Here is a 24,080-nt window from a genome sequence, read left to right on the forward strand (position 1 = left end):
GGTAGGGCGGGGCGGGGCGCACCGGTAGCGTGCCCCCGCCGCCAATGGAAACCTATTCTGCTCTCCGCCAGGTGACAGCGGGCGGGACCGCTACAGAATTCCCGCGGCGACGTCCTCGGCGATCTGGACCAGCGTGCGGGCCGCGGCGCCGGTGCCGCCCTTCGGGGTGTACCCGTAGGGCTCGCCCTTGTTGAAGGACGGGCCCGCGATGTCCAGGTGCGCCCACTTGACGCCGTGCGGCACGAACTCCTTCAGGAAGGTCCCGGCGACCAGCATGCCTCCCCAGCGCTCGGCGCTGACGTTGGCGATGTCGGCGACCGCCGAGTCCAGGCCCTTGCGCAGCTCCGCCGGCAGGGGCATGCCCCAGGACGGTTCGCCCGCGCGCCCGGCCGCCGCCACCACCTTCTCACGGACGTCGTCGTCGTTCGCCATGACGCCGGTGGTCCGGGTGCCGAGCGCGACGAGCTGCGCGCCGGTCAGCGTGGCGACGTCCACGATCAGGTCGGGGGAGTCCTCGCCGCAGCGGACGAGGGCGTCGGCCATGACGAGGCGGCCCTCGGCGTCGGTGTTGAGGACCTCGACGGTCTTGCCGCCGTAGACGCGCAGCACGTCGGACGGGCGCTGCGCGGTGCCGCTCGGCATGTTCTCGGCGATGGCGAGGTAGCCGACCACGTTGACCTTGGGGCCGAGCTCGGCGATGGCGGCGAGCGCGCCGAGCACCGCCGCGGCGCCGCCCATGTCGGACTTCATCCAGTCCATCGCCTCGGCGGGCTTGAGCGACAGGCCGCCGGAGTCGAACGTGATGCCCTTGCCGACCAGCACGAGCGTCCGGGACGCCTCGGCGTGGGTGTAGGCGAGCCGGACGAGCCGCGGCGGGTTGACCGAGCCCTGCCCGACGCCCGCGATGCCGCCGTAGCCGCCCTCCACGAGCGCCTTCTCGTCCAGCACCTCGATCGCGAGGCCGGACTCGGCGGCGACCCGCCCGGCCTCGTCGGCGAGGTCCTCGGGCGACAGGTGCGACGGCGGGGTGTTGACCAGGTCGCGGACGAGCTTCACCGACGCGGCGAGGACCCGGGCGCGCTCGACGGCGGCCTCCTGCGACGCCGCGGCGAGCAGCCGGATCTCCTCGACGGGGCTCTTGCGGTCGCCGCCGGTGCGGTAGGCGTCGAAGGAGTAGGCGCCGAGCAGCGCGCCGAGCGCGACGGCCCCGACGCTCTCGGCCGACTCGGCGGGCAGCGCGACGGCGACCCGGGCGGAGCCGGCGAGCGAGCGGACGGCGGCGCCCGCGGCGCGGCGCAGGTCCTCGGCGGAGGGGTCCTCGCCGAGCCCGGCGGCGACGATGACCTTGGCGGTCACGGCGCCGAGCGAGGGCAGCCTGGTGATCTCCCCGGCCTTGCCGGTCGCGCCGAGCGCGGTCAGCGCGTCCGCGAGGCGGCCGTCCATGGCGCGGTCGAGTTCGCCCGCGCCGGCGGCCGGTGCGGCACCCGCCCCGGCGGGGGAGACGCCGATCACGATCGCGTCGGCGTCCAGGTCGGCCAGGTCTGCGCTGTCAAGGCTGATGCTCGTCACGTAGCACGATGTTAGTCGTCCCGGTGACCGCTTTCGTCCTTTTGGATCAAGCGTTGCCCGCCGTGCGAGCCGCCCCGGCCGTGGTCACGGGCGCGGCGGATCAGCGGCGAGGGCGATCAGCGCGGCCGTGGCGGCGATCTCGACGAGGGCGCCGAGGACGTCGCCGGTGACGCCGCCGAGGCGGCGGACGGCGTGCCGGAGCGTCAGGAGCGCGGCGGCCAGGGCGGCGCACACCGCGGCCACGGCGAGGACCGCCCCGCCGAGCCCGCCGGCGGCCGCCCCGGCACCGCCGGCGGCGACCAGGACGATCCCCGTCGCCAGCACGGCGGGGCGCGTGCCGACGGTGCCCGCCACCAGCGCGCCCAGCCCGCCGGGACGCGCGGACGGGACGGCGGCGCGGCACGCCCAGGGCAGCGCGAGCCGGCCGGCGACCGACGCGACGAGCACCGCGACGGCGGGATGCGGGGCCGAGGCGAGCGCGGTGACCTGGGCCAGCAGGGTCAGCAGCAGCGTGACCACGCCGAACGGGCCGATGTCGGACCGCTTCATGATGGTGAGGGCCTCGGCGGCGGGGCGCCCGCTGCCGAGGCCGTCCGCGAGGTCCGCCAGCCCGTCCAGGTGCAGGGCGCGGGTCGCCGCGGCCGTCGCGGCCACCGCGAGCGCCGCCGCCAGGGGAGCGGACAGGCCGAGCAGGTCGCCCGCCAGCAGGACCAGTGCGGCGGCGCCGCCCGTGATCAGGCCGGCGGCCGGGGCGAGCAGCATCGCGGAGCGCGCGGTGCCCCGGTCGAGCCGTGCCGTGCCCAGCGGGACGACGGTCAGCAGCGTGACCGCCAGCCGCAGCCCCTCGATCATCCCAGCACCTCGATCACCACAGCTCCGTGACGCGTCCCGCCACGACCAGCGCGGTCTCCTCCGACTCGGCCGCGAGCCGCTGGTTGGCCAAGCCGAGCAGGTCGCGGAACGCCCGCCCGGACGCGGTGGCGGGCACGAGCGAGAGACCGACCTCGTCGCTGACCGCGACCACGCGCGCCGCCGTGCCGCGCCACGCGCAGACGAGATCGTCGAGGCGGTGCCGTGCCCGCGACGGGTCGTCCCAGGCGCGGGTCTCGTCCATCGCGGCGGCGAGCCAGGTGCCGACGCCGTCCACCAGGACCGCGCCGGTCGCGGACTCCAGCACCTCCGGCAGGTCCGTCGTCTCGACGGTGCGCCACCATGCCGGGCGGCGGAGCCGGTGCGCGGCGACACGGTCCGTCCATTCGGGGTCATCGTCCGAGACCGGGCCGGTCGCGACGTAGAGGACGTCCGGGCAGGCGGCCAGCCGCAGTTCCGCCTCGGCCGACTTCCCCGAGCGGCTGCCGCCGAGGAGCAACGTCCGGAACGGGCCGTGCTGAGGCCGGTTCCAGAAGGCCATGCGCCGCTCCAGTTCGGCGGGGGACCGCAGCCGGTGATCCACATGGACGGCCAGCACCCGCGTGGTGGACGTCACGGCCCCGACACGACGGAGACGTCCGAGATGCTCGGGGGACTCCGCCAGGTCCAGCAGGACGGCCTCGTACTGGGCCCCGGGCCTCGGCTCCGGCCGTGAACCGGGGCCCGCGGCCACCAGGACGCGCCCTCCGCCCGGGGCGCGCACCTCGTAGCCGCCGGGCACGTCCGTCCGGGGCAGATCCTGCAGCGCGACGCCCTCGACCGCGGCGTCGAGCGGCTCGTGGCGGACGCCGGCCGCGCGCAGCCGGCCGCAGGAGGCGCACCGGCACCCCGCGGCGGGCCAGCCCTGTGCGGCGGCGATGCCGCGAAGCTCGATGTTCATCGTGGTCGGAACTCTATGGTTACGCTCCCCTCGAAGGATCACCACGTCCCCTCGACGAGAAGGAGGCCCGGTGGGCAACCCCCCGAACGCGCCATGGCCCGGGCAGGGCGGCCCGCAGCCGCCCTACGGTCCCCCTCCCGTCCCGCCGCCGGGCGGGTTCTCGCCGGGGCCGTTCCCAGGGCCGGGCCCGCAGCCGGGTCCGCCCCCGCCCGGACGTAAGGGCGGCGGTGGTCTCGTGCTCGCGCTCGTCGGCGGCGGCCTCGTCGTGGTGCTGATCGTCGTCGCGGTGGCCGTGCTCGCCCTGCGAAACGACGATGGCGGGGCCGGTGGTGGGGCAGGTGGTGGGGACGGCGCCGACGTCCGGCTGCGGGTCGGCAAGATCGCGGGCGGCGCGGAGGCCACGCCGCTCGCCGACGGGAGCCTGGTCATGGCACGCCCGGGGGTGACGAGCCCCGTCGTCGACGTCTACGAGGACTTCGCCTGCCCGCACTGCGGCGATTTCGACCGCAAGCACGACCCCATGCTCAAGGAGCTGGCGGTCTCGGGACGGGCCAAGGTCGTGTTCCGCCCGATGGTCATCTTCAACGAGGGCACGCAGCCTGCGTACGAGAACTCCATCCGGGCGGCGGCCGCGCTGCGGTGCGTCGGCGACGGCGCACGATGGCTGACCTACCAGGACTCCCTGTACGCCCACCAGCCGGCGAGCCTCGACACGCCGGGCTACCTGACGGAGGCCCTGCTCCTTTACGGGGCGGACCTCGTGAAAGAGGACGACGACTTCGCATCGTGCGTCAGGACGCTGCGCCATGCCGGGAGCGTGAAGACGGTCAGCCGGGGCTACATATCGTCCGGTGTCCAAGGCACGCCCAGCGTGCGGGTGAACGGGCGCACGCTCGGCGAGTCCGAGACCGAGAGCCCGGAGGCGATGCGTCGCGCCATCACGGCCGCCGCCTAGGGCATAGTCTCACCGCGACGAGGGAGGTCGAGCGAGATGGCGTGGAGCTGGCGTTTGGAGAGGGCCGACGGGCGCACGGTCGGCATGTCGGAGGAGACCTTCTCCACCCAGGCGGACGCGGAGAGCTGGCTGGGGGAGAACTGGCGGGGCCTGCGCGCCGACGACGTCGACAAGGTCGTCCTGCTGGACGGCGAGACGCTCGTGTACGAGATGGGCCTGCAGGACCCGGAGTGACGCGGAAAGGGCCGCGGAGCCGTGGCTCCGCGGCCCTTTCCGCGGCCCTTCCGCGGGCATCCGGTCAGGGGCGCCTGGCGGGGCTCACGGTCTTGGCCGGGTCGCGGATGACGACCGAGCCGAGGACGTCGTCGATGCGCTTCAGGACGTCGGCGTCCAGCTTCACGCCGGCGGCCTTCGCGTTGTCGGCGACCTGCTCGGGACGGCTCGCTCCCACGATCGCCGCCGACACGTTCGGGTTCTGCAGCGTCCAGGCGATCGCGAGCTGCGCCATCGACAGCCCGAGGTCGCCCGCGATCGGGCGCAGCTCCTGCACGCGGGTGAGCAGGTCGTCGGTCAGGTAACGCTTGATCATGTCCGCGCCGCCCTTGTCGTCGGTGGCGCGCGACCCCGCCGGCAGCGGCCGCCCCGGCTCGTACTTGCCGGTCAGGACCCCCTGCGCGATCGGCGACCAGACGATCTGCCCGACGCCCTCGCGCTCGCAGAGCGGGACGACCTCCTCCTCGATGACCCGCCACAGCATCGAGTACTGCGGCTGGCTGGAGACGATCCGGTCGAAGCCCATCTCGTCGGCGATCTTGAGGGCCCGCTCGATCTGCTCCGCCCGCCACTCCGAGACGCCGACGTACAGGACCTTGCCCTGCCGGACGAGGTCGTCGAACGCTCGCATGGTCTCCTCCAGCGGCGTCTCGTTGTCGAACCGGTGGGCCTGGTACAGGTCCACGTAGTCCGTGCCGAGGCGGCGCAGGGAGCCGTTGATCGACTCGAAGATGTGCTTGCGGGACAGGCCCGAGTCGTTCTTGCCGGGACCGGTGGGCCAGTAGACCTTGGTGAAGATCTCCAGTCCCTCCCGGCGCTGTCCTTCCAGCGCGCGCCCGAGGACCTCCTCGGCGCGCGTGCCGGCGTAGACGTCCGCGGTGTCGAAGGTGGTGATCCCCTCGTCGAGGGCCGCCCGCACGCACGCGCGCGCCGCGTCCTCCTCGACCTGGGAGCCGTGGGTGAGCCAGTTGCCGTACGCGATCTCGCTGATCTTCAGACCGCTCCGGCCCAGGTTTCGGAACTCCATGTCCCCGACCCTAGCCGGGAGATGATCGGCGAATCCGCGCCGCGGCCCGCCCCGGACCCCGTTCGGGACGCCCGGTGGAGCGTCCGGCACAGGGTGCGGTCAGACCTTCTCCTTCTCGCCGACCCGCACCTGCGGGTTCGGGATGCGCAGCCGGCGGATCTGCATGGCGCGCATCGCGGCGTACATCCCGACGCCCTTGGCGTCCTCGTCCGGGTAGCGCTCGGCGGCCAGCCTCTTGATGCCGCGGCTGAGCAGCAGGCCCTCGCCGAACACCACGAGGAGCAGCACCGGCGGCGCGAACAGCACCAGCAGCCGGGCGGCGGGGACCGGCAGCATGCTCAGCAGCACGATCGCGAACATGCCGTACATGAGGTAGGAGCCCACGGTGCGGCGGGCGTCGACGTAGTCGCGGGCGAGCCTGCGGACGGGACCCTTGTCCCGCTTGAGCAGGTGCTTCTCCTCGCCCTTCGCCATCCCCTCGCGGGCCTTGGCGCGGTTGTCCGCCAGCTGCGCCCTGCGCCGCTTGTAGGCGTCCTTGCCGGTGGCCGGCGCGGTGATCGGCTGGCGGCGGCGCTTTTCGGCATCCCTGCGCTTGGGCGTGGGGCGGCCCTTGCCTCCCGGCTTTACTACCTGAGGAGGATTCGCCGGGGCTTCCGGGGTACGACGCTTGAACACGGGATCAGCCTACCGGCTGCGAACATCGTGGCTGCCTCGCGCGTTAACGCGTAGGGTGATAAGAACCCCAGCAGTGGTCATTGAGCCCAGTTCACGACTGAGGCGACAGCACGAAGGGACCGGCGCCGCGCGATGAGCGTGATGAAGCGAATGTCGATGATCTTCAAGTCCAAGGCGAACAGGGCTCTGGACCGGATGGAAGATCCTCGGGAGACCCTCGATTACTCCTACCAGCGTCAGCTGGAGATGCTGCAGAAGGTTCGTCGCGGGGTCGCCGACGTCGCCACCTCCCGCAAGCGTCTCGAACTGCAGATCAACCAGCTGGAGCAGCAGCAGAGCAAGCTGACCGACCAGGGCAAGAAGGCGCTGCAGGTGGGCCGCGAGGACCTCGCCCGCGAGGCGCTGACCCGCCGGTCCGGGCTGGAGGGGCAGCTAAACGACCTGCGCGGGCAGTACCAGCAGCTGCAGGGCGAGGAGGAGAAGCTCACCCTCGCCTCCCAGCGGCTGCAGGCCAAGGTCGACTCCTTCCGGACGCGCAAGGAGACCATCAAGGCGACCTACACGGCCGCCGAGGCGCAGACCAAGATCAACGAGGCGTTCTCCGGCATCTCCGAGGAGATGGGCGACGTCGGCCTGGCGATCCAGCGCGCCGAGGAGAAGACCGACACGATGAAGGCGCGCGCGGGCGCCATCGACGAGCTGCTGGCCTCCGGCGCCCTGGAGGACTTCTCCGGTCCCAAGGACGACATCCAGGCCGAGCTCGACCGCATGGGCTCGGGCCCCGGCGTCGACCTGGAACTGGAGCGGCTCAAGGCGGAGCTGGGCCAGGGGCCCGCCCCCAAGGAGCTGAACCAGGGCACGCCGACCGCGCAACCGCAACAGCAGCAGCAGGACACCCCGCAGCAGGCCCCGTGGCCGAACAACCCGGGGGGTGCCCAGTGATCGTCCGTCTGATGGGCGAGGGCCAGCTCGACGTCGCAGAGGACGATCTGTCCGCCCTCAACGCCCTCGACTCCGAGCTGGAGTCGGCGATCGAGTCGGGCGACGAGACGGCGTTCCGCGCCGCCCTGCACGCCCTGCTGGAGAACGTCCGCAAGGTGGGCAGGCCGCTTCCGGCCGACAGCCTGGAGCCGTCCGAGCTGATCCTGCCGCCGGCCGACGCGCACATCGACGAGGTGCGCTCCATGCTCGGGGACGAAGGGCTCATCCCGGACTGACCCCTCCGGTCGGGGGCCTCGAGCTCGCCCCGCACGCGACGCCGCGGGGCCCCGGGTGTGCCGTCCGTTATGGACATCCAGGCACAAAACCCGGGTCTCGTGCGTTGATACAAATGAATAAGAGCAAGAACTGGGGGTGGCCGCATGGCCAGTACGCGCTACGCCTCCGACCGGGGGCTGACGTCGCGGATGCTCGTGACGATGTTCCTGCTGGGGCTGCTGTACGTCGTCTTCGTGGGGGCGTTCTTCGTCTTCGTTCCACAGTGGGCCTTCGTGGCGCTGTTCGCCGCGGTGGCGTTCCTGTTCGCCCAGTACTTCTTCTCCGACCGGATGACGCTGTTCGCCATGCACGGCCGGATCGTCTCGCCCGCCGAGGCGCCCGAGCTGCACGGCGTCATCGACCGCATCTGCGCGATGTCGGACGCCCCGAAGCCGAAGGTCGCGATCGCCGACACCGACGTGCCGAACGCGTTCGCCACCGGCCGCAACCAGAAGAAGGCCGTCGTGTGCGTCACCACCGGGCTGCTGCGCCGGCTCGACCCCGTCGAGCTGGAGGGCGTGCTCGCACACGAGATGGCGCACGTAGCGCACAAGGACGTCGCGGTCATGACGATCGCCTCATTCCTCGGCATCTGCGCCGGCCTCATCACCCGGTTCGGCCTCCAGTGGGGGCTGTGGGGCGGGTTCGGCCGCCGCAGCAACGACCAGAACACCGGGCTGATCCTGCTCGCCGTCGTCGCGGCCAGCGCGCTCGCCTACGCGGTCAGCTTCATGCTCACCCGCGCCCTGTCCCGGTACCGCGAGCTGTCCGCAGACCGCGCCGCGGCGCTGCTGACCGGCCGCCCCTCGGCGCTCGCCAGCGCGCTGACGAAGGTCAGCGGGGAGATCGCGCGCATCCCGACGAACGACCTGCGGTCCGCGCAGGCGTTCAACGCGTTCTTCTTCACCCCGGCGTTCGGCAAGGGCTTCAGCGTCTCCTCGCTGTTCTCCACCCACCCGCCGCTGGACAAGCGCCTCGCGCAGCTCTCGAAGATCTCCGACCAGCTCAGCAGGGGAGTCTGATCCGTGGGTTTCCTCGACACCCTCCTCGGCCGTTCCAAGCCGGCCAGGCCCGATCTCGACCAGATCTTCGGGCTGTCGTCGGCGGCGATCACGCTGGAGGCGGCCACGGGGTTCACCCCGACCGGCCGCGGCTCGGTCTGTTTCCGGGCGGCCGAGGGCGGCGCGTTCGCCCGGCTGCAGGCCGACGTCGAGCAGCTGCTGGACGCCGACGAGGGGCCCAAGGTCGAGATCAGCAACGACTCCTACGGCTACACGTGGCTGCTCGCCAGGCACGCCCCCGATGAACTGCCCGACCTCGTCACCGACCTGCACGCGGTGAACTCGACGCTGGAGTCGGGCGGGTTCGGCCCGCACCTGCTGTGCTCCCTGGCGGGCTTCCGCGGCCCGGACGGGCGGAGCCTCGCCCTCGTCTACCTGTACAAGCGCGGCACGTTCTACCCGTTCGCGCCGCTCCCGGGCGACAAGCGCGACAACGCGCTGGAACTGCAGGTGCGCGGCGCGATCGGCGCCGACCTCCCCTTCGAGGAGGACCTCGGACGCTGGTTCCCCGTCTGGGGCGCGCCCGGCCTCTGATCGTTTCTGCGTCATAGGACGCTGAACGGCGGCCCGCGACGGGCTAGCGTCCGGGGCATGACGCCCTCCCGTGACCTGGACGAGCCGAGCCTGACCTGGCGGATGTTCGCCGCGACGGCCCTGGTCGCGCTGGTCTACGCCGCCGCCGCGCTGCCCGCCTTCCTGGCCGGCCCGGTCTGGGGCGCGGTGGCGGTGGCGGTGGCCGTGGCGATCGCGGTCGCCTCGGCGCGGGCGGCGGACGGTCTGATCCTGCGCGTGATGGACGTCCGCCCGGTGTCCGCCGACGAGGAACCGGAGCTGCACGCGGTCCTCGACCGGCTGTGCATGTCGTCGGGCCTGCCCAAGCCGCGCCTCACCGTCTCCGCCGTGGCCGCCCCGAACGCCTTCGCCGCGGGCTCGGGCCCCGGCTCGGCGGTGGTGTGCTTCACCGAGGGGCTGCGCGCCCGGCTCGACCCGGCCGAACTGGCCGCCGTCCTCGCCCACGAGGTCGCGCACGTCGCGAACCGGGACGTGCTCGTCACGGCGATCGCCTCGTTCCCGAGCCTGGTCAGCGGCCTCTTCCTCGACTGGTGGGCGCGCCTGTTCACCGGCCGCGGCAGGGGCGTCGCGACGAGGGCCGCCGGGCTCCTGCTCGGGATCCTGCTGCTGCCCCTCGCCGTGGTCGCGGCGGTGCTGGGCGCCGCGGGCGCGCTGGCGATGCTCGACCTGTCGCGGCATCGGGAGCTGTGCGCCGACTCGACCGGGGCGCTGCTGACCGGGCGGCCGGCCGACCTCGCGTCCGCCCTCGACAAGATCACTGAGGAGCTCGGCGACGCGGCCCGGGACGACCTGCGGGCGCTGCGCCCGGCCGCCGCCCGCTGCGTGGTCGCGGCGCGCGGCGGCGGGGTGACCGGTCTGCTGTCCACCCATCCGCCGCTGCGGCGGCGCAGGGAGCGGCTGACCGCCCTGTCCTTCCGGCTCGCGAGCGGTGGGTGACGTGGGCGTCCTGGACCAGCTCCTCGGCCGGCCCGCGGCCGTCCCGCCGGACGCCGGGCGGCTGTTCGCGCTGCCCGCCGCCGCGGTCGCGCTGGAGGCCGCGACCGGCTTCGCCCCGACCGGCGCGGGCGGCGTTTGCCACCGCCTCGTGGAGGGCGGGGCGTTCGGCGCGTTCGACCGCGCGCGGCGCGAGGTCGCGCGCCTGCTGTCCGGCGACGAGCCCCGGCGGACGGAGACGACCGCCGACCCGCACGGCTGGGGCTGGACGCACGTCACGCGCCCGCCGGACGACTTCGGGGGCCTGGTCGCCGACCTGCACCTCGTCGAGTCGACCCTGGCGGCCGCCGGGTTCGGGCGCTACCTGCTGTGCTCGGTGGCGGCCTTCCGCAGGGGCGAGGGGCGGCAGCGGCTGTTGCTGGTCCACGTGCCCGTCCGGGGCACGTTCTACCCGTTCGCGCCGCGCCCGCCGGACGGCCCTGAGGACGGCCACCGCCGTCGAAACAACCTGGTCGAGACCCGCGCCAGGGACGCGCTGCTGGAGACGCTGCCCATGGAGCCGGACACGGCCAGGTGGTTCCCGGTGCGGGACGCCCCCGGCCTGTGAGGGGCACGGGGGCGGCGCGCGCACGGGAACCGGTCAGGGCAGTGCGAGCATCTGGTCGAGGGCCGCGCGGGCGTAGTGCGCGGTCTCCTCCTCCACCTCGATGACGTTCTGGACGTCGCCCGCCACCAGCGACTCCAGCGACAGGACCAGGTGCGGGAGGTCGATGCGGTTCATCGTCGAGCAGTAGCAGACGCTCTTGTCGAGGAACATGACGTTCTTGTCCGGGTGGGCGTTCGCCAGCCGCCGGACGAGGTTCAGCTCCGTGCCGATCGCCCAGGACGAGCCGGGCTCGGCGGCCTCGATCGTCCTGATGATGTACTCGGTGGAGCCGATCTGGTCGGCGGCCGTGACGACCTCGTGCCGGCACTCGGGGTGCACGAGGACGTTCACGCCGGGCACCCGCTCGCGGACCTCGTCCACCGACTCCTCGGTGAACCGGCCGTGCACGGAGCAGTGGCCGCGCCAGAGGATCATCTTGGCGTCCCGCAACTGCCGGTGGGTGAGCCCGCCTTCGCGGCGGTGCGGGCTGTAGACGACGCAGTCGTCCAGCGAGAGGCCCATCTCCAGGACGGCGGTGTTGCGGCCGAGGTGCTGGTCGGGCAGGAACAGGACCTTCTTGCCCTTCCCGTAGGCCCAGTCGAGCGCGCGCTTTGCGTTGGACGAGGTGCACACGACGCCGCCGTGCCGCCCGACGAACGCCTTGATGTCGGCCGAGGAGTTCATGTACGTGACGGGGACGACGTCGTCGGCGATTCCGGCATCTTCCAGGACGTCCCAGCAGTCCTCGACCTGGTCGAAGGTCGCCATGTCCGCCATCGAGCAGCCGGCGCCCAGGTCGGGCAGGATCACCCGCTGGTGCGCGGCGGTCAGGATGTCGGCCGACTCCGCCATGAAGTGCACGCCGCAGAACACGACGTAGGGCGCGTCCGGACGGCCCGCGGCCTTCTGCGCCAGCTTGAACGAGTCGCCGGTCACGTCGGCGAACTGGATGACCTCGTCCCGCTGGTAGTGGTGGCCGAGGACGAAGACCCGGTCGCCGAGGGACGCCTTGGCGGCGCGGGCGCGTTCGACGAGGGCGGGGTCGGAGGCCGGCGGCAGCTCGCCGGGACAGTCCACGCCGCGCTCGCTCGCGGGATCGGCGCCGCTGCCGAGGAGCAGCAGCGGAAGGTCGCTTACCGGGGTGGTCACGGCGGTCTCCCTTCGCGACGGGGCTTATCGTCGCTTTGACGACTAATGATGGCACATCCGGGCGGTGCGCATGATGTGACGTAGAACGCACCACGGCCCGGCGTTAAACCCGGCCGATAAGCGGAATGGTCGAGTACCGAGGTACGTTGTCCTACGGGAAGAGGCGTACGACGTCCTCCAGGACAAGCGACAGTCCGCCGCACCGCGGCGCAGCGAGACCCGGGAGCTGAACAATGACGGTTTCAGGCGAGACCACGCAGGAGACCACGCAGCAGGGCGTCATCCTCACCGACGCCGCCGCCGAGAAGGCCAGGGGCCTGCTCGAGCAGGAGGGCCGCGACGACCTTGCGCTGCGTGTCGCCGTGCAGCCGGGCGGCTGCTCCGGCCTGATCTACCAGCTCTTCTTCGACGAGCGGGAGATGGACGGCGACCAGATCCAGGACTTCGGCGGCCTGTCGGTGCGCGTCGACCGGATGAGCGCGCCGTACCTGACCGGCGCCACCATCGACTTCGTCGACTCGATCGAGAAGCAGGGCTTCACGATCGACAACCCGAACGCGTCGGGTTCCTGCGCCTGCGGCGACTCCTTCAACTGAGCGGGTCCGCTCGGGGCGCCTCCGACGGCCTCCGGGGCGGTCGCAAAGCGATCGAGGAACGCTCGACGCTCGAGGAACGCTCGAAGGGGCGGGCCGGGCATGTGTCCGGGCCGCCCCTTTTCGCTTTCCCCGCTGCGCTCCGGTCCTGATCCATGGTGCGATGGGAACGAAGTAGTCTTTCCGGGTTCGAAACAGCCGGTGAACAGCCGGACGACCACGACGAGGAGAGCGACGCCGTGCGCATCGCCGTGACCGGTTCCATTGCGACCGACCATCTGATGACCTTCCCCGGCAGGTTCACCGACCAGCTCCTGCCCGACCAGCTGGACCGGGTGTCGCTGTCCTTCCTGGTGGACGAGCTGGAGATCCGCCGCGGCGGCATCGCCGCCAACATCTGCTTCGGCATGGGCAGCCTCGGCAAGGAGTCGATCCTCGTCGGCTCCGTCGGCGACGACTTCGCCGACTACCGCTCCTGGCTGGAGCGCCACGCCGTGGACACCGCGTCCGTGCATGTGTCCGACATCCACCACACCGCCCGGTTCCTGTGCACCACCGACCAGGACCAGAACCAGATCGCCACGTTCTACGCCGGCGCCATGAGCGAGGCCCGCTCCATCGAGCTGAAGCCGGTCGCCGACCGCATCGGCGGACTCGACCTCGTCGTGATCAGCCCGAACGACCCCGACGCGATGCTCCGGCACACCGACGAGTGCCGCGAACGCGGCATCCCGTTCGCCGCCGACCCGTCCCAGCAGCTCGCCCGCATGGACGGCGCCGACGTCCGCCGCCTCATCGACGGCGCCGCCTACCTGTTCAGCAACGACTACGAGAAGGCGCTCGCCGAGGAGAAGACCGGCTGGAGCGGCGCGGAGATCCTGTCCCGCGTCGGCGTCCGCGTCACCACCCTCGGCGCCAAGGGCGTCGTCATCGACCGCGAGGGCGAGGAGGGCGTGCACGTCCCCTGCGTCCACGTGGAGGACGCCGTCGATCCGACCGGCGTCGGCGACGCCTTCCGTGCCGGCTTCCTGTCGGCGCTCGCGTGGAACCTGCCGCTGGAGCGCGCCGCGCAGGTCGGCTGCGCCATCGCCGCGCACGCTCTGGAGGCCGCCGGCCCGCAGGAGTACGCCCTGGCCCGCCAGGCGTTCCTCGACCGGTTCGCCGCCGCCTACGGCGCCGGCGCAGCCGCCGAGGTCGCCGAGCACCTCGCCTGCCCGAACCCGTGACGCGCTGCCTGAACCCTTGACGAGCTGCCCGAACCCGTAACGGGCCGCGGGAGCCGGGGCCGCGCCGCCGGGCGCGGCCCTTCGGCGTGCCGGGCCCTCGTGCGCCTCAGTACGTCCGGCGGATGTGGAAGCCCCAGCCGCCCTGCCGGAGGGTCTCCTCGCGGACGAAGTCCTGGGACTTCATGCGGCACCAGGCCGGGACGTCGGTGCGGGCGGCTGCGTCGTCGGCGAGGACGGCGACGATCTGCCCGACCGGGACCTCCCGGATCCGCTCGGCCAGCATGATGATCGGGATGGGGCACTTGCGGCCGAGCGCGTCGATGACGAGGACGGGCGGCGGCCCGGCCGCGGGCTCCTCGGCGGGCGGCGCCGCCTCGGGGGGCGCCGCGTTCCTGGCGCGGCCTCGGAACCTCATGGGCGCGACCGCCTCCCTGTCTCGAAGGTCTTCATCGTCCGGGGGGTCATCGTGCGGGGGATCATCGTGGGGGGGATCATCGTGGGGGGAATCATCGCGCGGTCGTCCTCATCGTCTCGCGGAGGCGGGCGACGGCGCCGGGGAGCACGCCGAGGAAGCGGTCGACGTCCGCCGCGTCGACGCCGAGCGGCAGCGAGACCCGGACGTTCCCATGGGTGATCACTCCCATCGCCTCGAGCACGTGACTGGGACGCAGCGTATCCGCCGTGCACGAGCTGCCGGAGGAAACCGCGAAACCCAGCCGGTCAAGTTCGGTCAGCAGCGCCTCGCCCTCGACGTACAGGCACGAGAACGTCACCAGGTGCGGCAGCCGCCGGACCGGGTCGCCGACCACCTCGACGTCGGGCACGGCCCGCGGGACCTCCGCGCGGATGCGGTCCACCAGCGCGGAGACGCGCGGCGCGTCCGCCGCCATGTCGGCACGGTACGCCTCCAGCGCGGCCGCCGCCGCCACGACGGCGGGAACGTTCTCGAACCCGGGGACGCGGCGCCCCTCCCGCTCGTCGTCCGGCAGCGGGGAGCGCCAGCGGGTGCCCTTGCGGACCGCGAGCACGCCGACGCCGGCGGGCCCGCCCCACTTGTGGGCGCTGCCGGCGAGGAACGACCAGCCGCCGGGGACGTCCGCCCGCCCGAGGGACTGGGCGGCGTCCACGAACAGCGGGACGCGGGCGGCGCGGCAGGCCTCCGCCACCTCGGCGACGGGCTGGACGGTGCCGACCTCGTGATTGGCCGACTGCAGGCACGCGAGGGCGGTGTCCGGGCGCAGCGCCGCGGCGAACTCCCCGGGGTCGACGCGGCCCGCCCGGTCGACGGCGACGACGGTCGTCTCGCCGCCGTCGCGCTCGTGCTTCTCCGCGGCGTGGAGCACGCTGGAGTGCTCCACGCCGCTCACCACCAGGTGGCGCCCGACCCGCCGGCGCGCCTGGAGCCCCCCGAGGACCGCCAGGTGCACCGCCTGCGTGCCCGAGGACGTGAACGACACCTCGTCCGCCCGGGCGCCGAGGACGCCGGCGACCCGCGCGCGGGCCCGGTCCAGCAGCAGCCGGGTGCCGCGCGCGGTCCCGTACAGCCGGGCGGGATCGGCCCAGCCCGCGTCCAGCGCCTCCAGGAGCGCCGACCGTGCGGCCGGGTGCGGCGGCTCGGTGGACGCGGCGTCGAAGTAGGCGGTACCGGAGGGGACGCCCGCCATGCTCGGATCGGCCACGTCAGAACACTAACCGGGCACCCGATCGGGGGTTCCCCCGACCCTCACGCTAGGGTGTCCACCACACGTGTAAACAGTGATCTCACCGCCCGGCCGACCGGGCTTCATCCGTGGGGAAGGCATTCCGTGAGTCCGACCCGCTCTGGGGAGCGGCGTACGCCTGTGCGCAGTCGCCGCGCATTGAAAAGCGCCGGTGCGCTGGGGCTGCTTGCGCTCGCTGCCACCGGTTGCAGTGGTACCCGGCTGGGCCTGCCCGAGCCGATCAGCGTCCAAGGCGAGCGCATGCTCCACCTGTGGCAGGGCTCCTGGATCGCGGCGTTCGCGGTCGGGGCCGTCGTCTGGGGCCTGATCATCTGGGCGGTGCTGTTCCACCGCAAGCGCTCCGACGACCTGCCGCCGCAGGTCCGCTACAACATGCCGATCGAGATCCTCTACACGGCGGTCCCGTTCGTCATCATCGCGGTCCTGTTCTACTTCACCGCGCGCGACGAGAACTTCGTCGAGAAGACCACCGACAATCCCGCCGTGACGGTCGACGTGACGGGGTTCCAGTGGAGCTGGCAGTTCGACTACAAGGAGGGCGGCCAGACCGTCGCCTCCGTCGTCGGCCAGCCGGTGAACCCCAACGGGCCCGCGCCGGGCAAGCCGGTCATGACGATCCCCGCGGGCAAGACCGTCCGGGTGAGGCTGCACGCCAACGACGTCATCCACTCGTTCTGGGTCCCCGCGCTGATCTACAAGAAGGACGTCATGCCGGGGTACACCAACGAGTTCGAGTTCACGGCGACCAAGCTCGGCACCTATGAGGGCCGCTGCGCCGAGCTCTGCGGCGTCGACCACAGCAGGATGCTGTTCCAGCTGAAGGTCGTGACGCCCGAGCAGTACGACAAGTTCATCGCAGATTCGAAGCAAGCACTGGCCGCGGGAGGTGGGAAGTGACCGCGACGAGTCACGCACCGAGCGCGCCGATCGCCGCGCCGCGGACGAGCAAGGGGCGCATCATCGCCTCGTGGCTGTCGTCCACCGACCACAAGGTGATCGGCTACCTCTACCTGATCACCTCGTTCTTCATGTTCCTGTTCGGCGGCGTGCTCGCCCTGATCATCCGCTCGGAGCTGTACAAGCCGGGCCTGCAGGTCGTCAGCAACGAGCAGTTCAACCAGCTGTTCACCATGCACGGCACGATCATGCTGCTGATGTTCGCGACGCCGCTGTTCGCGGGCTTCGCCAACGTGATCATGCCGCTGCAGATCGGCTCGCCGGACGTCGCGTTCCCGCGGATGAACATGCTGGCGTACTGGCTGTTCCTGTTCGGCAGCCTGATCGCGCTGTCGGGCTTCCTGACCCCGAACGGCGCCGCCAGCTTCGGCTGGTTCGCCTACGCCCCGCTGTCGGACGCGGTCCGCTCTCCGGGCGTCGGCGGCGACCTGTGGGTGATGGGCCTGGCCATGTCCGGCTTCGGGACCATCATGGGCGCGGTCAACTTCATCACCACGATCCTGTGCATGCGGGCCCCCGGCATGACGATGTTCCGGATGCCGATCTTCACGTGGAACGTCCTGCTGACCTCGATCCTGGTGCTGCTGGCGTTCCCGCCGCTGGCCGCGGCGCTGCTGGCGCTGGAGGCCGACCGCAAGCTCGGCGCGCACATCTTCGACGCCTCGCACGGCGGCGCGCTGCTGTGGCAGCACCTGTTCTGGTTCTTCGGGCATCCGGAGGTCTACATCATCGCCTTGCCCTTCTTCGGCATCGTGACTGAGATCCTCCCGGTGTTCAGTCGCAAGCCGCTGTTCGGGTACATCGGCCTGGTCTTCGCCACCATCAGCATCGCCGGCCTGTCCGTGACCGTGTGGGCGCACCACATGTTCGTCACCGGCCAGGTGCTCCTGCCGTTCTTCTCCTTCATGACGTTCCTCATCGCCGTTCCCACGGGGGTGAAGTTCTTCAACTGGGTGGGGACGATCTGGCGAGGGCAGTTGACGTTCGAGTCGCCGATGCTGTGGTCGCTGGGCTTCCTCGTGACGTTCCTGTTCGGCGGTCTCACCGGCGTCATCCTGGCGTCCCCGCCGATGGACTTCCAGCTGTCGGACTCCTACTTCGTGGTGGCGCACTTCCACTACGTCGTCTTCGGCACCGTGGTGTTCGCGATGTTCGCGGGCTTCTACTTCTGGTGGCCGAAGTGGACCGGCAAGATGCTGAACGACACGCTCGGCAAGGTCCACTTCTGGATGCTGTTCATCGGCTTCCACGGCACGTTCCTCGTCCAGCACTGGCTGGGCGCGGCGGGAATGCCGCGCCGGTACGCCGACTACGCCAACGAGTTCCACGCGCTGAACGAGGTCTCCACCATCTTCTCGTTCCTCCTCGGCGCCTCGATGCTGCCGTTCTTCTACAACGTCTACATCACGTGGAAGAAGGGCAAGAAGGTCGACGTGGACGACCCGTGGGGCTACGGCAACTCGCTGGAGTGGGCGACGTCCTGCCCGCCGCCGCGGCACAACTTCAACTCGATCCCGAAGATCCGTTCCGAGCGGCCGGCGTTCGACCTGCACCACCCGCACGTGGGTGCCAAGGGCGAACTGGCCGGAGCGAAGGGGGAGTAGCCGATGCGCGTCCAGGCGTTCATGTTCTACGGGTGCGCGGTCTTCTTCCTCGCGACCGACGTCGTGTACTGGCTCTGGTCCAAGGACTGGACGGGCACGACGGCGCTCGGGCTGGCCGTCGGCCTCGCCGGGCTCATCGGGTTCTACATCCACTTCACGGTCCGCCGCCTCGAGCGGGCGAACGCGGGCCCGCTGTTCGAGGACGACCCCGAGGGCGAGATCGCGGACGCGGCCGGTGAGCTGGGCTTCTTCAGCCCGCACAGCTGGTGGCCGCTGTTCGTCGCGATGTCGGCCGCGGCCGTGGCGCTCGGCGTCGTGTTCGGCTGGTGGCTGGTCATCCTCGGCGCCGCCGCGGCGATCCTGACCACGATCGGTCTCGTCTTCGAGTACTACCGGGGCCATTTCGCCCACTGATCAGTAAAAGAACCCCATCAAGGGCCGGTGTCCGCTTTTTTGCGGGTACCGGCCCTTTCACATACTGGGCGCCGTTCCAGCGACCGGGCTGGCCAGGCGGACCGATCGCCCAGGAGGACGACCGGGGGGACCACATGCGGGTGGGGGGCTCAGGACCGGGAGACAGGGGGCGGCGCACCGCCGCCGTGCTCGTCGGCGCGGGGGTCGTGGCGGGGGCCGCGGCGTGCTCGGGGGGCGGGGCAGGCGGCGAGGACGCCGTGCGGCTCGCGGTGTCGCCCATGAGCGGCGGCGGGAATCTCAGGCCGGACAGCCCGATCGACGTCCAGGCCCACGGCGGCACGATCGAGAACGTCACGGTGTCGGCCAGGGGCGGCGCGGTCGAGGGGGATCTCAACGCGGACCGGACGCGGTGGCGGTCGCGCTGGTCGCTGGTGCCGGGGGAGACCTACACCGTCGCCGCGACGGCGCTCGGCAAGGACGGCAGGACGCACACGACGTCCAGCCGGTTCACCACGGCCAAGGTCGCGAAGACGAACGCCATGACGATCGAGGCGCCGTTCAGCAAGGAGACGGTCGGCGTCGGAATCCCGATCATCATGAACTTCAAGCGCCCGGTGAAGGACCGCGCGGCGGTCGAGCGGGCGCTGGAGGTCACGGCCGACAAGACCGTGGACGGCGCCTGGCACTGGTTCACCGACCAGCAGGTCGTGTTCCGGACGAGGCAGTACTGGCCCGCCCACACGAAGGTGAGGTTCCAGGCGCACCTCAGCGGCGTGCGGACCGGCGACGACGTGTACGGCGGCAAGAACTACGCCGTCGACTTCAAGGTCGGCGACTCGCACGTGTCCACGGCGGGCGAGGACAACCACAAGATGGTGGTGATGGTCAACGGCAAGAAGACGCGGACCGTCCCGACCAGCATGGGGCGCGGCGGCTCCCGCATGTACACCACCACCAACGGGGTCCACCTGACGATGGGCAAGGAGGACCCCACCGTCATGACGTCCGGCTGGATGGGCTGCGGGCCCGGCTGCCCCGGCTACTACAGCCTGACCGTCTACAAGGCCGTGCGGATCTCCAACAGCGGCGAGTACGTCCACAGCGCGCCGTGGTCCGTCGGCAGCCAGGGGCACGAGAACGTCAGCCACGGCTGCATCAACATCAGCCCGTCCAACGCGAGCTGGTTCTACAAGCTCAGCTACCGGGGCGACCCGGTGGAGGTCACGGGAACCAGCCGCGAGCTGGAGCCGGACAACGGCTGGGGCTACTGGCAGCTCGGCTGGAACGACTGGGTGAAGGGCAGCGCCCTGAAGCGGTCGGTGACGACCGCGCCGCACCTGGACGCGGCGACGCTGTCGGCGCAGCAGGGCGGCGCCAAGGCCAAGAATCCGAAGAATCAGGGCACAGAGGGGAACTGACGCCCCGGCCTCCGGCCCGACGCCGGCCCGCGCGCCGGGTCAGCGGCGGGGCGGCGGGACCTGGACGTGGTGCATGCGGGCCCAGTCACGGGCCATCGCTATCCGGTCGGGCCCCGACGGGTGGGACATCCACAGGACGTACTCCACGGCGTCGGGGCTCAGGTCGGAGATGTTGCGCACCGACAGCGCGTGCTGCATCGACACGAACGTCGACGGGTCGCGGGTGAGGTTCAGCGCGTGCGCGTCCGCGCGGGCCTCGACGCGCCGGCTGACGAGGTTCTGGACGGGGGCGGCGATCTGCGTCCCGAGGGTCACGAGCGCGAGCACCAGCGCGATGGTGCGCGGATCCGCCGCCCCGCCCCCGCCCGGCTCCTGCGATGCGCCGCCCGGCTCCTCCGGCGTGCCGCCGGGATCGACCCCCGCGCGCCGCAGGAGCCGCGGAGAGGTCATCAGGAGGTACAGCAGGCACAGCGCCCCGGCGATGCCCAGCCCGCCCACCAGCGTGCCCCACAGGACGTCGTCGCGCTTGGCGTGGCCGAGCTCGTGCCCGACGATCGACTCGATCTGCGGGCGCGGCGACTTCAGCAGCGTGTCGTAGAGGACGATGCGGCGGGTGGAGCCGAACCCGGACACGTAGGCGTTCAGCGACGTCGTCCGGCGGGAGGCGTCCGCGACGAGGACGTCCTTCACGGGGACGCCGTCGCGCTTCGCCATCGCGAGCAGGTCGCTGCGCAGCTGCCCCCGCTCCAGCGAGTGGAACTTGTTGAACACCGGCTCGACGGCGATCGGGTAGATGAACGACATGAGGACGACGAGGACGAACCCGCCGGCGGCGGCGCCCGTCCACCAGTAGCGGGGGAAGCGGCGGACGAGGGCGTAGAGGAGCAGCAGCGCGATCGTGTAGACGACCCAGGTGACGCCGAGCGACTTCAGCTGGTCGAGGAGCCACGCGGGACGGCTCTGGGTGGACAGCCCGTACCGGTGCAGGACCGACTCGCTCCAGAGGTCGAACGGGAGCCCGGCGAGGCGCAGCAGCGTGGTCAGCGCGAGCACGGCGACGACGATGCGGAGCGGACGGCGGCGGGTGCGCGCAGTGGCCCAGCCGATGAAGCGGGCGCCGAGCGGGGTGAGGCCGAGGACGAGGATCACCGCGAGCCCCACCAGGAGCCCCGCGTAGGCGGGCGGGTTGACGGCCGAGTCGAACGCCTTGGAACGAGCGATCTCGGCGGTGGAGAAGTCGAGCGCGGGGTCGGCCTCGACGTGGCCGCCGGGTACGTGGCCGGGCAGCGGGTTCCACGGGGTGGTCAGCGCGAGCACGGCCGCGACGGCGGCGAACAGCACGGCGCTGGCGACGCCGGCGGCGATGCGGGGGCGCCGCGTCCGGCTCATGCGAGCTCCTTCTTCACGTAGTCGCGCCACTGGGCGGTGAAGCGGTCCCGGGTGAGGCCCAGCACGTCGCGCAGCGCGGTGGCCTCCGGCACGCGCCCGGCGGCCCGGTACAGCCGCACGAGCGTCGCCTCACCGTACCGGTCGGCGACCATCCGGCAGGCGAGCCAGGCCTCCTGGTAGGCATGGGAGAGGCGCGGGGAGCCGCCCGCGAAGTCGCCGGCCGCCGGCAGGGCGGCCGGGATCCGCCCGGCGGCGACCTCGCGGCGCAGCTCGCCGGCCGCCGACCGGGCGCCGATCCTGACGCGCCGGTAGCCGACGTAGTCGGCGAAGCCCTCGATGAGCCACAGCGGGGTCCGCCGGTCGCGGGCGCCGCCGGTGGCGACGTGGGTCAGCTCGTGGGTCAGGACGACGTCGCGCCCGAGGTCGTTGAGGCGGCCGAAGGCGGCGGGGGACACGATGACCCTGTCCTCGCCCCGGCCGCCGCCGGCCGATGGCGCGACGGCGGCGAGGGCGGCGATCTCGTCGAGGCTCTGGCCGGGCCCCGCGAGCGCGGACGCGAGCCTCGCGTCGGCGGGGACGAGCGCGACGGCCTTCTGCGCCCAGCCCCTGCCGACGACGCCGGTGACGACCGGCACGGCGGCGTCCAGGCGCTCGGCGATGCCTTCGAGGCCGGTGGTGTCGCCGATGACGAGGCCGGCCCGCCGCTTGACCACGGTCAGGGGGCCGCCGTCCCAGATGTCGGCGTCGTCGCCGAGGCCCTGGGACGTTCCATCTCCGACGATCGTCCAGGTGCCGGAAGCGCGGGCGAGGGTGAGGTAGCGGGTGCGGGTCACGTAACCCCTGTCGAAGCCCCGCAGTTTGTAGCGCACCTCCACGCGGACGACCGCGCTCTCCTCGTGAACGGCCTGGGTACCGGAGAGACGTTCCTGCCAGCCCTCCAGAGGGAGCTTGCGGAGGTTGTCGTACATGCGGGACTGGGCGTCCTGGAACGCTCTGGGCGCCTTCCCGATCGTGGCGAGGAAGGCGATGCGGTCGCCGTCCCGCACGGCTCGCGTCCGGTTGGCGAGGACGACGGCTGCGGCGTCGGGGCTGAACGGCCCCGACGCCTCGGACGCGCCGTCCTGGGAGACGCGGGTGTGCGACGTCCCGCCTCCGGACCGGGCGCCGAGGAGGCCGGCGCCGCCCGCCAGCAGCGCGGCGGCCCCGGCCGCGCCCAGGGCGAGAGCCCTGCGCCGCGACACGGGACCGCCGTGCTGCGAGCTGCCGTGCTGCGAGCCGTCGTGCTCCGAGCCGTCGTGATCACGATCGCCCGGCTCCGGGGGGCCGTCCTCCATGGGCGCGATCCTATGCAGCCCGCGCCCGCGGGGACGCCGTCACGACTTGTAGTCGGGGTATCCGTAGCCGACGATGTCGTCGGTCGAACGCTTCTTGATCTTGACGGCGTTGCCGGTGTTGCCCTCGACCGCCTCGATGGTGCCGTCGTCGACCTTCTCGACCACCATGCCGACGTGCTGGATGTCATCGATCGCCTTGCTGCCGCTCCAGGCGAAGAAGACGATCGCGCCGGGCCGCGGCTCGGTGCCCCACCGGTCGTGCTCCTGGAACCAGCGGGCGTGGGCGACCGTCCAGGCGTCGCTGCCGATCTGGTCGCTGAAGCCGACCTGCTCGCCGACCCAGGAGACGAACATGTCGCACCACTGGGCGTCGCTGTAGCCGCCGACGGAGCCGCCGTCGCGGGCGACCGTCTCCTTGGCGCGGGAGGTGCCCATGTACCACTTCTGGAACTTGGTCTCGCCGCCGCCGTCCTCCTGGACGCCCACCTGGGACTTGGCGATCTCGATGACCTCTGAGGCGGTGGGCCGCGACTCCCCGGTCTTCTTGGGAGCGGTCTTCTTGGGGGCGGCCGCCTCCGGCGCGTCCTTCCCGCCCTTCTCGGACGCCGCCTTGGACCTGCGGCCGGACCGGTCCTCGGACGCGCCCTTCGACGTGCTCTTCGACGTGCTCCCGTCCGTCTTGCCGTTCACCGCGACGCCGGCCGCCGTGGCCGCCGCCGGGGCGGAGCCGAACGGCAGGACGGACGCCTGCGCGGTGACCGCGGCGGTGCCGAGAACGGCCGCGCCGACGATCACGCCGCCGGTCGTCCGCCACGTGAGGGGCAGGGAGTGCGGCTTGCGGTGCCTGCCCGGGACGTTCTTGTGCTGTGCGCTTGGCACTGGGGGGTCTCCTCGACTTCCATGCCGCCTACCGGGTTAGCTGACGGGTTCGGGCGTGGAAGCCGCCCTACGGCCTGCGGGCAGGCCGATTCACCCCGGAAAGAGAAGGACACGATGGGTCCCCGGCTCCGCGTCCGGCGCGCGTGCGCGCGGCGGTCCGCGGACTCGGCGGTGACGTGCCCGGATGCGGGCACGCCGGTTCGGATGGGATGCTCCCGCGGGCGGGGGCCCGCGGAGCGCAGCGGTGGGCGGGCGTGGCCGCGATGGGCGGCCACGCCCAGGTCACGCTGCGGAACTCACTCCTTCGTTCTCCCAGACGCCTACCGGGTTAGCTGACGGGTTCGGGCGTGGAAGTGGCCCTACGGCGGCTCTCACCGGGTGGGGAGAGACGCGCCGATTCACCCCGGGTGCCGGAATGCCCGTCCGGGAGGTCTCCCGGACTCCGGCGATGTGGGTCCCCGGTTCCGCGCTGCGGCGGATTCGGCGCTGCCGCTGCGATCCTGGGGGCGAGATGGGGCCCGGCGCGGGACCTGTCTCCCGCGTGCGAAAGAGCGGCGCTGATGTTGTGGACGGACGCCGGCCCCATTGGGCGGAGCGTCCGGGGGCCTGGCCCGAAG

25 protein-coding genes and 2 riboswitches are annotated in these 24,080 nt (G+C 72.2%); of the genes, 14 read left to right on the forward strand and 11 right to left on the reverse strand.

Features of this window, described 5'->3' with window-relative positions:
• Positions 1 to 90: 90 nt before the first annotated feature.
• The 3 genes from SM418_RS14270 to SM418_RS14280 form a co-directional block, all read right to left on the reverse strand.
• Positions 91 to 1,569 (reverse strand): leucyl aminopeptidase, encoded by a 1,479-nt coding sequence (locus SM418_RS14270; RefSeq protein ID WP_371941042.1) that lies wholly within the window; start codon positions 1,567 to 1,569, stop codon positions 91 to 93.
• An 84-nt stretch (positions 1,570 to 1,653) separates the two neighbouring features.
• Complete coding sequence (locus SM418_RS14275; RefSeq protein WP_371941041.1) at positions 1,654 to 2,421, reverse strand: adenosylcobinamide-GDP ribazoletransferase; 768 nt, start codon at positions 2,419 to 2,421, stop codon at positions 1,654 to 1,656.
• A gap of 13 nt (positions 2,422 to 2,434) precedes the next feature.
• Positions 2,435 to 3,379: a bifunctional adenosylcobinamide kinase/adenosylcobinamide-phosphate guanylyltransferase gene (locus SM418_RS14280; protein ID WP_371941039.1), complete on the reverse strand. Its 945-nt coding sequence runs from the start codon at positions 3,377 to 3,379 to the stop codon at positions 2,435 to 2,437.
• A gap of 70 nt (positions 3,380 to 3,449) precedes the next feature.
• Between SM418_RS14280 and SM418_RS14285 the strand changes: the two genes are divergently transcribed.
• Together SM418_RS14285 and SM418_RS14290 are read left to right on the forward strand one after the other, a co-directional pair.
• Complete coding sequence (locus SM418_RS14285) at positions 3,450 to 4,334, forward strand: DsbA family protein (protein WP_371941037.1); 885 nt, start codon at positions 3,450 to 3,452, stop codon at positions 4,332 to 4,334.
• Positions 4,335 to 4,388: 54 nt separating this feature from the next.
• A complete protein-coding gene (locus SM418_RS14290) occupies positions 4,389 to 4,568 on the forward strand; it encodes a hypothetical protein (RefSeq protein WP_371941036.1) in 180 nt (59 codons plus the stop codon).
• 64 nt (positions 4,569 to 4,632) lie between these two features.
• Here the strand turns inward: SM418_RS14290 and SM418_RS14295 are convergent, their stop codons facing one another.
• Together SM418_RS14295 and SM418_RS14300 are read right to left on the reverse strand one after the other, a co-directional pair.
• Positions 4,633 to 5,634, reverse strand: coding sequence for an aldo/keto reductase family protein (locus SM418_RS14295; RefSeq protein WP_371941035.1), 1,002 nt, complete (start codon positions 5,632 to 5,634; stop codon positions 4,633 to 4,635).
• Between the two features lie 99 nt (positions 5,635 to 5,733).
• The gene (locus SM418_RS14300; protein ID WP_371941034.1) at positions 5,734 to 6,309 is read right to left on the reverse strand and encodes a DUF3043 domain-containing protein; all 576 of its coding nucleotides are present in this window, start codon (positions 6,307 to 6,309) and stop codon (positions 5,734 to 5,736) included.
• A 132-nt stretch (positions 6,310 to 6,441) separates the two neighbouring features.
• On the opposite strand from SM418_RS14300, the gene SM418_RS14305 reads away from it, so the two are divergent.
• The 6 genes from SM418_RS14305 (at position 6,442) to pspAB (SM418_RS14330) (ending at position 10,740) form a co-directional block, all read left to right on the forward strand.
• Entirely contained in the window at positions 6,442 to 7,251 is an 810-nt protein-coding gene (locus tag SM418_RS14305) for a PspA/IM30 family protein (RefSeq protein ID WP_371941033.1), read from the forward strand.
• Entirely contained in the window at positions 7,248 to 7,526 is a 279-nt protein-coding gene (pspAA, locus tag SM418_RS14310) for a PspA-associated protein PspAA (RefSeq protein WP_371941032.1), read from the forward strand. Before SM418_RS14305 ends, pspAA begins: the two co-directional genes overlap by 4 nt.
• A gap of 144 nt (positions 7,527 to 7,670) precedes the next feature.
• On the forward strand, positions 7,671 to 8,588 hold the full coding sequence (gene htpX, locus SM418_RS14315) for a zinc metalloprotease HtpX (RefSeq protein WP_371941031.1): 918 nt from the start codon (positions 7,671 to 7,673) through the stop codon (positions 8,586 to 8,588).
• Between the two features lie 3 nt (positions 8,589 to 8,591).
• Positions 8,592 to 9,161, forward strand: a complete 570-nt coding sequence (pspAB, locus tag SM418_RS14320; protein ID WP_371941030.1) for a PspA-associated protein PspAB — start codon at positions 8,592 to 8,594, stop codon at positions 9,159 to 9,161.
• Between the two features lie 57 nt (positions 9,162 to 9,218).
• Positions 9,219 to 10,136: a M48 family metalloprotease gene (locus SM418_RS14325; protein WP_371941029.1), complete on the forward strand. Its 918-nt coding sequence runs from the start codon at positions 9,219 to 9,221 to the stop codon at positions 10,134 to 10,136.
• Position 10,137: 1 nt separating this feature from the next.
• On the forward strand, positions 10,138 to 10,740 hold the full coding sequence (gene pspAB / locus SM418_RS14330; protein ID WP_371941028.1) for a PspA-associated protein PspAB: 603 nt from the start codon (positions 10,138 to 10,140) through the stop codon (positions 10,738 to 10,740).
• 33 nt (positions 10,741 to 10,773) lie between these two features.
• Here the strand turns inward: pspAB (SM418_RS14330) and nadA are convergent, their stop codons facing one another.
• On the reverse strand, positions 10,774 to 11,928 hold the full coding sequence (nadA, locus tag SM418_RS14335) for a quinolinate synthase NadA (protein WP_371941026.1): 1,155 nt from the start codon (positions 11,926 to 11,928) through the stop codon (positions 10,774 to 10,776).
• A gap of 233 nt (positions 11,929 to 12,161) precedes the next feature.
• Here nadA and SM418_RS14340 point away from each other — a divergent pair, with 233 nt between their 5' ends.
• Entirely contained in the window at positions 12,162 to 12,524 is a 363-nt protein-coding gene (locus SM418_RS14340) for a HesB/IscA family protein (protein WP_371941024.1), read from the forward strand.
• Positions 12,525 to 12,760: 236 nt separating this feature from the next.
• On the forward strand, positions 12,761 to 13,747 hold the full coding sequence (locus SM418_RS14345) for a carbohydrate kinase family protein (protein WP_371941220.1): 987 nt from the start codon (positions 12,761 to 12,763) through the stop codon (positions 13,745 to 13,747).
• A 106-nt stretch (positions 13,748 to 13,853) separates the two neighbouring features.
• On the opposite strand, the gene SM418_RS14350 is transcribed toward SM418_RS14345, so the two are convergent.
• The gene (locus SM418_RS14350) at positions 13,854 to 14,162 is read right to left on the reverse strand and encodes a sulfurtransferase TusA family protein (protein ID WP_371941023.1); all 309 of its coding nucleotides are present in this window, start codon (positions 14,160 to 14,162) and stop codon (positions 13,854 to 13,856) included.
• Between the two features lie 91 nt (positions 14,163 to 14,253).
• The gene (locus SM418_RS14355) at positions 14,254 to 15,411 is read right to left on the reverse strand and encodes a cysteine desulfurase family protein (protein WP_371941219.1); all 1,158 of its coding nucleotides are present in this window, start codon (positions 15,409 to 15,411) and stop codon (positions 14,254 to 14,256) included.
• Between the two features lie 177 nt (positions 15,412 to 15,588).
• Between SM418_RS14355 and ctaC the strand changes: the two genes are divergently transcribed.
• The 4 genes from ctaC (at position 15,589) to SM418_RS14375 (ending at position 19,861) form a co-directional block, all read left to right on the forward strand.
• On the forward strand, positions 15,589 to 16,365 hold the full coding sequence (gene ctaC, locus SM418_RS14360; RefSeq protein ID WP_443098420.1) for an aa3-type cytochrome oxidase subunit II: 777 nt from the start codon (positions 15,589 to 15,591) through the stop codon (positions 16,363 to 16,365).
• Complete coding sequence (gene ctaD, locus SM418_RS14365; RefSeq protein ID WP_371941020.1) at positions 16,362 to 18,029, forward strand: aa3-type cytochrome oxidase subunit I; 1,668 nt, start codon at positions 16,362 to 16,364, stop codon at positions 18,027 to 18,029. Before ctaC ends, ctaD begins: the two co-directional genes overlap by 4 nt.
• 3 nt (positions 18,030 to 18,032) lie before the next feature.
• On the forward strand, positions 18,033 to 18,443 hold the full coding sequence (locus tag SM418_RS14370; protein WP_371941018.1) for a cytochrome c oxidase subunit 4: 411 nt from the start codon (positions 18,033 to 18,035) through the stop codon (positions 18,441 to 18,443).
• A gap of 140 nt (positions 18,444 to 18,583) precedes the next feature.
• Positions 18,584 to 19,861, forward strand: coding sequence for a L,D-transpeptidase (locus SM418_RS14375; RefSeq protein WP_371941016.1), 1,278 nt, complete (start codon positions 18,584 to 18,586; stop codon positions 19,859 to 19,861).
• Between the two features lie 39 nt (positions 19,862 to 19,900).
• Here SM418_RS14375 and SM418_RS14380 read toward each other — a convergent pair whose 3' ends face one another.
• The 3 genes from SM418_RS14380 to SM418_RS14390 are packed head-to-tail and all read right to left on the reverse strand — an operon-like array spanning position 19,901 to position 23,463.
• Positions 19,901 to 21,250, reverse strand: a complete 1,350-nt coding sequence (locus SM418_RS14380) for a M48 family metallopeptidase (protein WP_371941014.1) — start codon at positions 21,248 to 21,250, stop codon at positions 19,901 to 19,903.
• Positions 21,247 to 22,584 (reverse strand): hypothetical protein, encoded by a 1,338-nt coding sequence (locus SM418_RS14385; protein ID WP_371941012.1) that lies wholly within the window; start codon positions 22,582 to 22,584, stop codon positions 21,247 to 21,249. Before SM418_RS14385 ends, SM418_RS14380 begins: the two co-directional genes overlap by 4 nt.
• Positions 22,585 to 22,623: 39 nt before the next feature.
• Entirely contained in the window at positions 22,624 to 23,463 is an 840-nt protein-coding gene (locus SM418_RS14390) for a C40 family peptidase (RefSeq protein WP_371941010.1), read from the reverse strand.
• Positions 23,464 to 23,472: 9 nt separating this feature from the next.
• Positions 23,473 to 23,613, reverse strand: a riboswitch (cyclic di-AMP (ydaO/yuaA leader).
• Positions 23,614 to 23,765: 152 nt separating this feature from the next.
• Positions 23,766 to 23,959: riboswitch (cyclic di-AMP (ydaO/yuaA leader) on the reverse strand.
• Between the last annotated feature and the right edge of the window lie 121 nt (positions 23,960 to 24,080).

Source organism: Actinomadura chokoriensis, from assembly GCF_041463665.1.
Classification (GTDB): domain Bacteria; phylum Actinomycetota; class Actinomycetes; order Streptosporangiales; family Streptosporangiaceae; genus Spirillospora; species Spirillospora chokoriensis_A.

Excerpts from the sequence above, each read along its gene's own strand:
- SM418_RS14275 (WP_371941041.1), bottom strand. The coding sequence starts at position 2,421 with ATGATCGAGGGGCTGCGGCTGGCGGTCACGCTGCTGACCGTCGTCCCG.
- SM418_RS14280 (WP_371941039.1), bottom strand. The coding sequence starts at position 3,379 with ATGAACATCGAGCTTCGCGGCATCGCCGCCGCACAGGGCTGGCCCGCC.
- SM418_RS14295 (WP_371941035.1), bottom strand. The coding sequence starts at position 5,634 with ATGGAGTTCCGAAACCTGGGCCGGAGCGGTCTGAAGATCAGCGAGATC.
- SM418_RS14305 (WP_371941033.1), top strand. The coding sequence starts at position 6,442 with ATGAGCGTGATGAAGCGAATGTCGATGATCTTCAAGTCCAAGGCGAAC.
- htpX (WP_371941031.1), top strand. The coding sequence starts at position 7,671 with ATGGCCAGTACGCGCTACGCCTCCGACCGGGGGCTGACGTCGCGGATG.
- SM418_RS14325 (WP_371941029.1), top strand. The coding sequence starts at position 9,219 with ATGACGCCCTCCCGTGACCTGGACGAGCCGAGCCTGACCTGGCGGATG.
- SM418_RS14340 (WP_371941024.1), top strand. The coding sequence starts at position 12,162 with ATGACGGTTTCAGGCGAGACCACGCAGGAGACCACGCAGCAGGGCGTC.
- SM418_RS14350 (WP_371941023.1), bottom strand. The coding sequence starts at position 14,162 with ATGAGGTTCCGAGGCCGCGCCAGGAACGCGGCGCCCCCCGAGGCGGCG.
- SM418_RS14355 (WP_371941219.1), bottom strand. The coding sequence starts at position 15,411 with ATGGCGGGCGTCCCCTCCGGTACCGCCTACTTCGACGCCGCGTCCACC.
- SM418_RS14370 (WP_371941018.1), top strand. The coding sequence starts at position 18,033 with ATGCGCGTCCAGGCGTTCATGTTCTACGGGTGCGCGGTCTTCTTCCTC.
- SM418_RS14380 (WP_371941014.1), bottom strand. The coding sequence starts at position 21,250 with ATGAGCCGGACGCGGCGCCCCCGCATCGCCGCCGGCGTCGCCAGCGCC.
- SM418_RS14385 (WP_371941012.1), bottom strand. The coding sequence starts at position 22,584 with ATGGAGGACGGCCCCCCGGAGCCGGGCGATCGTGATCACGACGGCTCG.